Origin of the sequence: Clostridium aestuarii (genome assembly GCF_026735135.1) — a bacterium.
Lineage (GTDB): Bacteria > Bacillota > Clostridia > Clostridiales > Clostridiaceae > Clostridium_H > Clostridium_H aestuarii.
The window spans coordinates 831,158-843,052 of record NZ_JAPQER010000002.1 but is presented as its reverse complement, the minus strand read 5'-3'; the positions used below and the strand labels follow the sequence as shown (position 1 = coordinate 843,052).

Genomic DNA, 11,895 nt, shown 5'->3' with positions numbered 1-11,895 from the left:
GATAAGTGTTAAGATTATAAATAGTGGAGGAATGCAAATTTGAAAATAGAGGATGTAATGAGAACTAAAAGACAAAACCTATCATTAAACAATACTTTAAATAATGATAAAAACTATCATCTTACTTATGACCAATTAGATTCTATTATTGAATCTTCTTATGATGGAATATATGTTACAGATGGAAATGCCAATACTTTAAAAATAAATAAGTCATATGAAGAAATAACAGGCTTAAAAAGAGACGATTTATTAGAAAAGAATATGAAAGAATTAGAAAAAGAAGGGTATATTTCACAATCAGCTACTTTGCTTGCATTAAAACAGGGGAAAAGTGTGACAATACAGCAAGAATTTAAAACTGGCAAAAAAGTTATGGCATCTTCTAGTCCCATATTTAATGAAAAAGGTAAAATATTTCTTGTAGTAACAAATATTAGAGATGTTACAGCTCTTTTAGATTTGAAAGAACAACTTGAAAAAAACAAGAAACTTGCTAAAAAATATTATTATGAAATTGAAGAAATGCGAGCTAAAATTTTAAACTCAACAGATATTGTAGCTAAAGATCATAGAATGCTTGAAACTATACAGCTTGGAAATAAAGTTGCTAAAGTGGATACTACGGTATTGATTCTTGGAGAAACAGGAGTTGGAAAAGAAGAAATTGCCAAATTTATACATAAAAATAGTAACAGAAAAGACAAACAGTTTTTAGAGATAAATTGTGGAGCTATTCCAGAAACTCTTATTGAAGCAGAGCTTTTTGGATATGAAAAAGGCGCTTTTACTGGAGCTGGTAAAAGTGGAAAAATGGGACTTTTTGAAGTTGCAGATGGAGGAACTTTATTTTTAGATGAAGTTGGAGAAATTCCACTAGAGATGCAGGTTAAGCTTCTTAGGGTGCTTCAGAAAAATGAGATAACAAGAATTGGGGGAATAAAACCTATAAAAGTTGATGTTAGAATTTTAGCAGCAACAAATCGCGATTTAGAAAAGATGGTAAAAGAGAAAAGTTTTAGAGAAGATCTTTATTATAGGTTAAATGTAGTTCCTATCAATATATGTCCACTTAGAGAAAGAAAACATGACATAGTACCTCTTATCAAACATTTTTTGGCTAATTTTAATAAGAGATATGATTTAAATGTTTCTTTTACATCTGATGCTTTAAAATGCCTTTATGAATACAATTGGCCAGGAAATGTAAGGGAACTTAAAAACATTGTAGAAAGGCTTGTGGTTATGAATAGTGAGGGCAAAATATGTTTAAATGATTTACCCGACAAAATTATGTCTTTAAATAATAAAAACTTAATAAAAGCAAATGACGATATTATTCCACTAAAAGAAGGAGTTGAAAGTTTAGAGTATGAACTCATTATGAAATCTTACGAAAAATATGGAAATGTAAGAGCTGCAGCTAAGGTGTTAGGAATAAATGCATCTACATTTGTAAGAAAGAGAAAAAAATATTTGCAAAAATATTCTTCCCAAAAATAATAACTTTGAAATTGCAAAAATGCAACGTGTTGCATTTTTGCAATTTAATTATATAATACTGATTAAATTATAAATTTAGAATTTAAAAAAAAGATTTTAAACAACATACATATGATAATGAATAGTGAAGTTTGCTTTACTGATACAAAATTTTAATCAAATTATTTTTATTGTGTTTTAGGTAAAAAATCTAAATATCAATTTAGATTTTGGTATATTTATATAACTTATAATATGAAACATTGTTGCAAAAATGCAACAATGTTTATTTGTTATATGAACGTATTTTTACTATTCAGAAGTTTAATTTGATGATGCAGTGTGATTTATTATGGATTCTATAGAATAATATTAAGATTTTCAATGAAAAATTTAATATAAGTAATTATGGCATGAAAATTGCTTGTTAAAATAATAACAAATATAAATATTAAATATTAAACATAGATGATTAGGAGGAATTAAAATGAGTAACTTAGAAAAAATAAATGAAATTATTTGTGATTCTTTTCATATAAAAAATGTAGAAAATATAAGTGATGAGTTAGGTCCGGACGATATAGAAGGTTGGGATTCTATGGCTCATGTAGAGATGATAACAGCATTTGAAGAAGAATTTGAAATAGCAATGGATGTTATTGATGTATCAAGAATGTATACTATAGGTGATATTAAAAAAATTCTTAAAAAGTATGATGTTGAGATATAATATGACCTTTACAGATTATATCTTTGAAACTTCAAGTAGATTAGATAAAACGGCTGTGATAATAGATGGAAAAGAAATGTCTTATAAGGATATATATAGTCAGGTAGAGAAAGTAAAAGCTGCATTAAAAAATACTAAAGGGGATAGTATACTTCTTATTTCTGAGAATTCTAGTTTTTTTATTCAATGCTATTTTGGGATTATTAAAAGTGGAAGTATCTGTGTACCAGTGAATCCATCTATAAGTAGTCAAGAGATAAAATATATTATGGATTGTTTAGATATAAAATTAGTATTTATTCAGGAAAAATATAAAAAAAAGATAGAAAAGGTTATTTCCAGTGAAGTAGAAATTTATACGGAAAATGAAATAGAGGACTTACCATATATGCAGGATGAAGATTATCAAATAATAAGTGAAAATGATACTGCGGTAATGATATTTACATCTGGTTCTACTTCAAAACCTAAAGGAGTAATGCTCACTCATGGTAATTTGAAGCATAATACAAATTCTATAATAGAATATTTAAAGCTCACAGAAAGTGAAAGAGCGGAAGTGGTATTGCCTTTTTATTATTGCTATGGTACTTCTCTATTGCACACTCATTTTAAGGTTGGGGGAAGTCTTGTGTTAAATAACAGATTTATGTTTCCTCAAACGGTAATAGAAGATATAAATAAATATAAATGCACAAGCTTTGCTGGGGTTCCAAGTACCTATCAAATCTTATTAAGAATGACTAATTTGAAAAAATGTAAATTACCTTCTTTAAGATATATAACTCAAGCGGGAGGAAAACTAGCAAATGTATTTATAGAAGAGCTTATGGATACATTAAAAGGTACTCAAATCTATATAATGTATGGACAAACAGAAGCTACGTCTAGATTATCCTATTTGGCACCATGCGATATTAAAGAAAAAATTGGATCTATAGGAAAAGGTATTCCTGGGACGGAACTTAAGGTTTTAAATAAAGAAGGATTACCTGTAAAACCAGGAAAAGTAGGAGAAGTTGTGGCTAAAGGAAAAAATATAATGAAGGGATACTTTAACAGCAAAGAAGAAACAGACGAGGTTCTTAGAAATGGGTATCTATATACAGGAGATTTGGCTACAATAGATGAAGATGGGTATATATATATAGTTTCCAGAGAAAAAAATATTATAAAAAGTGGTGGAAATAGAACAAGTCCTAAAGAAATTGAAGATGTAATTGTACAAATTCCTGATGTTGTTGAATGTGCTGTTATTGGTGTATATGATGAACTTTTAGGAGAAGCTATTAAAAGTTTTGTAGTATTAAAAAGTGATAGCATAAATATGGATACTAAATATATAAGGGATTTTTGTAGAGATAGACTTGCTTCATATAAAGTTCCTAAATATATAGAGTTTTTAAAGAAATTGCCTAAAAATTCTTCTGGAAAGATTTTAATTCACAAACTTAAAGAAATGGAAAAAATAAGTATATGAAATAGGTGAATTTAATGGAAGACTTAAATTTAATGGATGATATTATATTAGGAGAACAATTTGAAAGAGTACAGAAAGAAAAGGAAAAGCTATTTCTTCAAGTTATGAAACCGCAATTAAAAGAAAATATGAAGAACTTAAATATAAAGAGTTTATACGATAAGTTAGATTTTAATGTTGATGAAATAGAAACAGTAGAAAAAGTACCTTTTATACCTGTAAATATGTTTAAGTATTTTGAACTTAAAACTTGTGATGATGAAAAAGTAATTAGAACACTAAATTCAAGTGCTACAACTACAGGTAATCCAAGTAAGATATATTTGGACAGAAAAACCTCCGTTCGTCAATCGCAAGGGCTTATTGCTACATTAAAAAGCTTTCTAGGTACAAAAAGAAGACCTATGCTTATAATAGACAGCGAGGATATAAATAAAAAATCTGCAACTATGAGTGCTAGAGGGGCTGCTGTAAGAGGGGTAAGTACGTTTGCAAATAAAATAAACTATGTTATGGATAAACAAGGAGAAGAGCTAAAAATAAACTTAGAAAGACTTAGGGAATTTGAACAAAAATATAAGGATAGTGAAATATTAGTATATGGGTTTACTTATATTGTATGGTCTAAGTTTGTAAAAGTATTAAAAGAAAACGGCATAAGATTAAATATGCCTAATATTAAACTTCTGCATAGTGGTGGATGGAAAAAACTTACTTCAGAAAAAGTAAATAAAGAAGAGTTTTCTAAGACAGTTGCAGAAATTTTTAATACAAATCCGAATAATATAATAGATTTCTATGGAATGGTAGAACAGGTGGGAGTTGTATTTATAGATTGTGAATGTGGGTACAAGCATGTTCCTGACTTTGCAGAAGTTATAATAAGAGATTTATTAACTTTAGAAGAAGTTAAAACAGGTGAAACAGGACTTATAGAAGTTATGAGTATTTTAGCATCAAGTTATCCAGCACAAGCTATTTTAACAGAGGATATAGGCGAATTTGTAGGAACTGATGATTGTAAATGTGGAAGAAAAGGCAAATATTTTAAATTTAAATCTAGAGTAGAAAAAGCAGAGATAAGAGGATGTGGAGATACTTTTGCTGAAAAGGAGAATAGATTATGATTGAATGTTATGCATTTAATGGTCAGTTCTATAAAAATGGACTAAAAATTAATAGTTTTGATGAGATAACTATTAACTTAAAAGATAATAGAAAAATATTATCTTCTATGCCTGTAGAAGCAATTGTACTTATCATGCATGAGTACAGCAAAAAACTTTCTTCTAATAGAGAAATTTTAAAAATTCAAGGAGTGCCTTTCCTTTCTTTTTATTTAAAAAAAAATAATATAAAAAAATTATTAAATGTAAGTTTAGGAAAAGAAGAATATTTAGACAAGTTTTTAGAAGTTGATGATGAAAAGTATATAAAAGCTCAGGCAAGAGGAATGGTGTGCCATTGGGTAGCTGGTAATGTACCCACATTAGCTATATATTCAGCTTTTCAAGCTATGTTGTGTAAAAATTCAAATTTGCTTAGAGTTCCTCGAAACAGTATAAAAGATGTTATTAAATTATTAAACATTCTTGATGATATTGAAATTGACTTTGAAGGTAAAATATATTCTTCTGAAACCTTATTAAAAAATATATGTATTATATATTTTGACAGTGGAGATAAAAAACAGAATTCTCTAATGTCTCTTCAAGCTGATGCTAGAGTAATATGGGGTGGAAAAGATGCTGTGGATTCGATTGCTTGTTTACCTAAAAAGACGACGTGTAAAGATTTAGTTTTTGGACCTAAGTATTCTTTTGCAGTTTTTGATAAAACAGCAGTGGAAAGCTGTGATTTTGATAGATATTTGGAAAACCTGGTATCGGATATAGTTGCTTTTGATCAGAAGGCTTGTTCTTCACCACAAGTACTATTTGTTGAAAAAAGCTTTGTACCTATTGAAAAAGTAGGATACAGGTTATCAAAGATTTTTCAGAAAATGAGTAAAAGATATATAGAAAATGGTATAGAACAGTATATAGCTGCTAAGATAATAAATAAAAGAGGAGAGTATGGCTTGAGTTTAGACAAGACTTTTTATAGCAGTAAAGGGCTTGAATATACTATTCTCATAGATAAAGACGTTAGATTAGAAGAACCTGTTCATGGGAGAACTATTTTTGTAAAAGAAGTAGATAATATATTTGAAGTTGTAAAATTGATTACAAATAAAATCCAATGTGTTGGAATAGCATCAAAGGATAAAGAAAAAGTTATAAAATTTGCAGATTGTGTAACTAAATCGGGTGTTGATAGGGTAACAAAAATAGGATTCATGAATTTATATGATTTCCCTTGGGATGGCAGTTTAGTACTAAATGAGCTTGTTAGATGGTGTTCACTTAATATTAAAGGAATGATTTAATAAGGGTGGAAATTACCTCTCATAAAATATATAGAATGGAGTGGAAGTATGTCTATTAAGTTAGAATTAGTAGAAAAGGTACTCGATGAAAAGGTAAGACCCTACCTTGAGAGTCATTATGGAAATGTAAAAGTTGAAAATATTGAAGATGGTATAGTTGAAATTCAGCTTTTAGGTAAATGTAGTGGATGTCCATCTGCAAAGTATACAGTTGAAGAAATAATAGAAACTGCTTTAAAAGCAGAAATTCCTGAAATCAAAAAAGTTGAACTTAGCAGTGTAATTAGTGAAGAACTTTTAGGTTTTGCTAGAAAAATATTAAAAAAGAATAAATAATAAGGTGATTTTGTGAAAATTGGAGTTAAATATTGTGGTGGATGTAATCCGAGGTACGATAGAAAAGGAATTATCTTTAGATTTAAAAAAGAATTTGGAGATGAATATGAAATAATGTCAGCAAATGAAAATAGTGTGTATGATGTAGTTGTAGTTTTATATGGTTGTGCAAGTTGTTGTGCTGAACATGAAAATCTTAAATCATTATATGGTAAAATACAAATTTCTTCTGATGATGATTATTATAAAATTACAAATTTAGTTAATAAGATCAATAGATTAGATAGTAAATAAAATTTATAATAGGACTAAGGGTTATGGCTAATAAATTTAATAGGTTAATTCTGGTAAAGTAAAATTTTGCTAGGATTAATTTTTTTATATAAATTAGAGAATTTTAAAACTTTTAAATTGTATGGTTAAATATGAGATTTATTGTTCACTACTTCCAAAATTTTTTAGAGTCAGAATAAACTTAAGATATAGCCAAAAAGAAGATTCAAGGTACTATTTATAAGAAAAAAATATAAAAAAGTTTAATTTTATAGGAATATAGGAAAAAGATGTTGCAAAAATGGAACTTGTTCCATTTTTGCAACAAAGCTATACCTTTGAGTTTGTTTTATTCTATGTTGTGGAGGGGTGGAAGGTTTCATGTCTAAAGTATGTTAAAAAAATATCAAATATTGTTGCAAAAATAGAACAGAATTCATAATTATTTTAATAATAAGCTAATGTTATTATTCTTATTATTAAAAAACGATTAAGGTAATATATAATTTAAAATAAAAAATACATAGTTAAAAGTGCATGAAATAAGGAGTGCTGTAAAAAAAACACCTGTTTTATTATTTTTTTTATATAAATTTTTAAATTTGGCATAAATGTTGCGATATAAGTTTGTGAAAATACAAACAATATAAAAATTATATGTAATACTTTGAAAAAAGTTAATGAAAATATATTTTATGAAAGGGATGTTTGAAATGGCATTAATGACAGGAGAACAATATGTAGAAAGTCTTAGAAAGCTTAATTTAAAGGTTTATATGTTTGGAGAAATAATAGAGAATGTAGTAGATCATCCAATATTGCGTCCATCAATGAATTCGGTTAAGATGACTTATGATTTAGCTCAAATGGAAGAATATGAAGATTTAATGACTGCTACTTCACATTTAACAGGTGAAAAAGTTAATCGTTTCACAAATATTCATCAAAACACAAGTGATTTGGTTAAAAAAGTAAAAATGCAACGATTATTAGGACAAAAAACAGCAGCTTGTTTTCAAAGATGTGTTGGGATGGATGCTTTCAATTCAGAATATAGTACAACTTATGAAATAGATAAAGCATATGGTACAAACTACCATGAAAGATTTAAGAAGTTTATTGAACACGTACAAAAAAATGATTTAACAATAGATGGAGCAATGACAGATCCTAAAGGCGATAGAGGATTGTCACCAAGTAAACAAGCAGATCCGGATTTATACTTAAGAGTTGTAGAGAGAAGAGAAGATGGTGTTGTGGTTAGGGGAGCAAAAGCACACCAAACAGGTATTACAAATTCACATGAAATTTTAGTAATGCCTACTATAGCTATGAGACCAGAAGATAAGGATTATGCAATATCTTTCGTAGTTCCAACAGATGCTGAAGGTATAACTATTATAATGGGACGTCAATCTTGCGATACAAGAAAGAGCGAAAATGGTGCTGATTTAGATGTAGGAAATTATAATTTTGGTGGACAAGAAGCATTAGTTGTGTTTGATGATGTTTTTGTACCAAATGAAAAAATATTCTTAAATGGAGAAACTGAATTTGCAGGAATGTTAGTTGAAAGATTTGCAGGATACCATAGACAAAGTTATGGTGGATGTAAAGTTGGAGTTGGGGATGTATTAATAGGAGCTGCTGCATTAGCTGCAGATTATAATGGAGCTGCTAAAGCAACACACATAAAGGATAAATTAATAGAAATGACACACTTAAATGAAACATTATATGCGTGTGGAATAGCATGTTCAGCAGAAGGACATAAAACAGAATCAGGAAACTACTTAATAGATTTATTACTTGCAAATGTATGTAAACAAAATGTAACAAGATTCCCATATGAAATAGTAAGACTTGCAGAAGATATAGCAGGTGGATTAATGGTAACTATGCCATCAGAAAAAGATTTCAGAAGTGAAGAAGTAGGACACTATGTTGAAAAATACCTAAGAGGTGTTGAAAAAGTTTCAACAGAAAATAGAATGAGAGTATTAAGGTTAATAGAAAACTTAGCTCTTGGAACAGCAGCAGTAGGATATAGAACAGAATCAATGCATGGAGCAGGTTCACCACAAGCACAAAGAGTAATGATAGCAAGACAAGGTAACTTAGCTCATAAGAAAAAATTAGCAAAGGCTATAGCTAGAGTAAAATAATAATTTAAGGGAGAATTTATCTCCCTTAAATTTAAAAAAGATTTTAATAATTAGTAAAAGGAATTATTTAATATTAATTTTATATATTTACATAAGGTGTTTTAATGATTATATAGATATGTTTGATAAAATATATAGTTAGAATGATATTGAAGGAGGATGAACAAGTGAACTGGAAAGACCTTTATAAAAGTAAGGTAGTTGATGCTAAAGAAGCTGTATCTCATATAAAATCAGGAGATAGAGTAGTAGTAGGACATGCTTGTGCAGAACCCGTAACTTTAATAGAAGCAATGGTAGAAAATAGAGAAAATTATTCTGATGTAGAAATAGTGCATATGGTAGCCATGGGTGGAAGTGAATATGTAAAACCTGAAATGGAAAAACATTTTAGACATAATGCTGTGTTCGTAGGTGGAAGTACTAGAGAAGCAGTTAATGCAGGTAGAGCGGATTTCACTACTTGTTTCTTTCATGAAGTACCAAAATTATTTAAAGAAGGATATATGCCAGTAGATGTTGCTTTGGTTCAAGTTAGTTCACCAGATGAACATGGTAATTGCAGTTTAGGAGTATCAGTTGATTATACAAAGGCAGGAGCTGAGTGTGCAAAAATAGTAATTGCACAAGTAAATAAACAAATGCCTAGAACAATGGGTAGCGCATTTATACATGTATCTGACATAGATTATATAGTTGAATCTTCACATCCTATAATTGAACTTCAACCACCTCGAATAGGTGAAATTGAAAAGGCTATAGGAGAAAATTGTGCTTCATTAATAAATGATGGTGATACATTACAACTAGGAATAGGAGCGATTCCAGATGCAGTGCTTTTGTTTCTTAAAGATAAGAAGGATCTTGGAATACACTCTGAAATGATTTCTGATGGAGTGGTTGAACTAGTTGAAGCTGGAGTTATAACTAATAAGAAGAAAACTCTTCATCAGGGGAAGACAATTGTAACATTTCTTATGGGAACTAAAAAATTATATGATTTTATTGATAATAATCCTATGGTAGAAATGTATCCAGTTGACTATGTAAATGATCCAAGAGTTATTATGAAAAATGATAATTTGGTTTCTATCAATTCATGTGTTCAAATTGACTTAACGGGACAAGTGTGTTCAGAAAGTATAGGTAGCAAACAAATTAGCGGAGTTGGAGGACAGGTTGATTTTGTAAGAGGAGCTGCTATGAGTAAAGGTGGTAAATCTATAATAGCTACACCTTCAACCGCAGCAAAAGGAAAAGTATCAAGAATTGTTCCATTTTTAGATGAAGGTGCAGCAGTTACAACTTCGAGAAATGATGTGGATTATATTGTAACGGAGCATGGTATTGCTCATCTTAAAGGAAAAACATTAAAAGATAGAGCAAGAAATTTAATAAATATTGCCCATACTGATTTTAAAGAAGAACTTATAAAAGAATGGGAAAAGAGATTTAATGCTAAATTTTAGGTGCTATATTCTTTTCTTTTGCTTTGAAATGTTAAAAAAATAACAAAAATTAAATAAAATAAGTTAAAATATATTATAATTTCTATAAAAAATATAATTAAATATAAAACAATAGAGAAAGAAGGCGAGAAGATGATAAAGTTTGACCTGATAGGTTGGCTGACAAATCCATTTATATTGATGTTTGTGGCTGTTTTTACAGGACTTTTATTTGGAAAAATAAAATTCGGTAAATTTAATTTTGGAGTTTCAGGAACACTATTTAGTGGACTTTTAATTGGATGGTGGGTTTATGGATATGGAGATAAAATAATAAAAGCTGGTGAAAAAGCAACGGGATATAAAGCAGCAAACAAAATGATAAGCGCGGGGATTGTTTCTAAAGATTTTTTTATATTGTTTTTAGTATTATTTGTTGCTGCAGTTGGACTTTTGGCTGCAAAAGATATGGGAACTGTTTTAAAAAAATATGGAGCTAAGTTCGTTATTCTAGGATTCTTAATTACATTATTTGGAGCTGCAGGTACATATGGAATGACGTTTTTAAGTGGCGGATCAAGCCCATATGAAGTATCAGGAGTTTATACAGGAGCACTTACAAGCTCTCCAGGGCTTGCGGCGGCATTAGAGACTGCTAAAGGGCATGCTACGGAAAAGACAGAAAAATTTGATTTAATGACTGATGGAGAAAAGGATAAATTTTTTAAAATATTAGATCCAACAGGAAAAATTAACAAAGAAAATACTAAGGAACTTACGGCGGAATTAAAAGAAAAATTTATAGCTGCTGCTGAAGGCGGTGTTGGTGTAGGACATGCTATTGGGTATCCATTTGGAGTTCTAATAGTTATACTTGCGGTTAACTTTTTCCCAAAAATTTTTGGAATAGATGTAGAAGAAGAACAAAGGAAATTTAATGAGGAAATGAAGGCTGCTAAAAGAGAGTCAGGTGGAAAAGAAATAAAAGAAGTAGCATTTGATTTAACAGGTTTTGCAGTAGCTTGTTTTGTGGGATATACAGTAGGAAAAGTGAAAATACCTATGGGACCATTAGGCGATTTTAGTTTAGGGTCTACAGGTGGAGTTTTATTAGGGTCATTAGTACTTGGACATATAGGAAAAATAGGACCGTTGAATTTTAGAATGAACAATAAGATTCTTGGTGTAGTTAGACAACTTTCACTTGCATTTTTTCTTGCAATAGTAGGGCTTAGATATGGTTTTATGGTATTTGATTCTTTGCTTGGTACTGGGTGGTATTTAGCTATAGTATCAATAGTAGTTGGAGTTGTTGGAATGCTTTTGGGATTATTGGTTGGAAGATATGTATTTAAGATAAATTGGATAATGCTATCAGGAGCAATCTGTGGAGGAATGACATCTACACCTGGACTTGGAGCTGCTATAGATGCTGTAGGCAGTGATGATCCAGCAGCTGGATATGGAGCAACTTATCCATTCGCATTGCTAGGAATGGTTATTTTCACTATAATTCTACATAAAATGCCAATGTAATGGATTTTTTTCTCAAA

General features: G+C 29.5%; 10 protein-coding genes. All 10 read left to right on the top strand.

Annotation, left to right across the window (positions count from 1 at the left end; all coding sequences use genetic code 11):
• Positions 1-57: 57 nt before the first annotated feature.
• The 10 genes from OW763_RS08165 to OW763_RS08120 all read left to right on the top strand — a co-directional run bounded on the left by OW763_RS08165 (position 58) and on the right by OW763_RS08120 (position 11,878).
• Positions 58-1,503, top strand: a complete 1,446-nt coding sequence (locus tag OW763_RS08165; RefSeq protein WP_336296887.1) for a sigma-54 interaction domain-containing protein — start codon at positions 58-60, stop codon at positions 1,501-1,503.
• A gap of 466 nt (positions 1,504-1,969) precedes the next feature.
• Positions 1,970-2,212 (top strand): acyl carrier protein, encoded by a 243-nt coding sequence (locus tag OW763_RS08160; protein ID WP_268040601.1) that lies wholly within the window; start codon positions 1,970-1,972, stop codon positions 2,210-2,212.
• A gap of 1 nt (position 2,213) precedes the next feature.
• Entirely contained in the window at positions 2,214-3,692 is a 1,479-nt protein-coding gene (locus OW763_RS08155; RefSeq protein ID WP_268040600.1) for an AMP-binding protein, read from the top strand.
• 14 nt (positions 3,693-3,706) lie between these two features.
• Positions 3,707-4,819: a LuxE/PaaK family acyltransferase gene (locus tag OW763_RS08150; RefSeq protein ID WP_268040599.1), complete on the top strand. Its 1,113-nt coding sequence runs from the start codon at positions 3,707-3,709 to the stop codon at positions 4,817-4,819.
• Positions 4,816-6,120, top strand: coding sequence for an acyl-CoA reductase (locus tag OW763_RS08145; protein WP_268040598.1), 1,305 nt, complete (start codon positions 4,816-4,818; stop codon positions 6,118-6,120). Before OW763_RS08150 ends, OW763_RS08145 begins: the two co-directional genes overlap by 4 nt.
• A gap of 48 nt (positions 6,121-6,168) precedes the next feature.
• Positions 6,169-6,456 carry a NifU family protein gene (locus OW763_RS08140; protein ID WP_268040597.1) on the top strand — a complete coding sequence of 96 codons (288 nt, stop codon included), beginning with the start codon at positions 6,169-6,171 and terminating at the stop codon, positions 6,454-6,456.
• Between the two features lie 12 nt (positions 6,457-6,468).
• Entirely contained in the window at positions 6,469-6,750 is a 282-nt protein-coding gene (locus OW763_RS08135; protein ID WP_268040596.1) for a hypothetical protein, read from the top strand.
• A 692-nt stretch (positions 6,751-7,442) separates the two neighbouring features.
• A complete protein-coding gene (locus OW763_RS08130) occupies positions 7,443-8,894 on the top strand; it encodes a 4-hydroxyphenylacetate 3-hydroxylase family protein (RefSeq protein ID WP_268040595.1) in 1,452 nt (483 codons plus the stop codon).
• A 167-nt stretch (positions 8,895-9,061) separates the two neighbouring features.
• Positions 9,062-10,363 carry an acetyl-CoA hydrolase/transferase family protein gene (locus OW763_RS08125; RefSeq protein ID WP_268040594.1) on the top strand — a complete coding sequence of 434 codons (1,302 nt, stop codon included), beginning with the start codon at positions 9,062-9,064 and terminating at the stop codon, positions 10,361-10,363.
• 132 nt (positions 10,364-10,495) lie between these two features.
• The gene (locus tag OW763_RS08120; protein ID WP_268040593.1) at positions 10,496-11,878 is read left to right on the top strand and encodes an aspartate-alanine antiporter-like transporter; all 1,383 of its coding nucleotides are present in this window, start codon (positions 10,496-10,498) and stop codon (positions 11,876-11,878) included.
• Positions 11,879-11,895 lie beyond the last annotated feature (17 nt).

Coding starts and splice junctions, on each gene's coding strand:
- OW763_RS08165 (WP_336296887.1), top strand. CDS start 58: ATGAGAACTAAAAGACAAAACCTATCATTAAACAATACTTTAAATAAT.
- OW763_RS08160 (WP_268040601.1), top strand. CDS start 1,970: ATGAGTAACTTAGAAAAAATAAATGAAATTATTTGTGATTCTTTTCAT.
- OW763_RS08155 (WP_268040600.1), top strand. CDS start 2,214: ATGACCTTTACAGATTATATCTTTGAAACTTCAAGTAGATTAGATAAA.
- OW763_RS08150 (WP_268040599.1), top strand. CDS start 3,707: ATGGAAGACTTAAATTTAATGGATGATATTATATTAGGAGAACAATTT.
- OW763_RS08145 (WP_268040598.1), top strand. CDS start 4,816: ATGATTGAATGTTATGCATTTAATGGTCAGTTCTATAAAAATGGACTA.
- OW763_RS08140 (WP_268040597.1), top strand. CDS start 6,169: ATGTCTATTAAGTTAGAATTAGTAGAAAAGGTACTCGATGAAAAGGTA.
- OW763_RS08130 (WP_268040595.1), top strand. CDS start 7,443: ATGGCATTAATGACAGGAGAACAATATGTAGAAAGTCTTAGAAAGCTT.
- OW763_RS08120 (WP_268040593.1), top strand. CDS start 10,496: ATGATAAAGTTTGACCTGATAGGTTGGCTGACAAATCCATTTATATTG.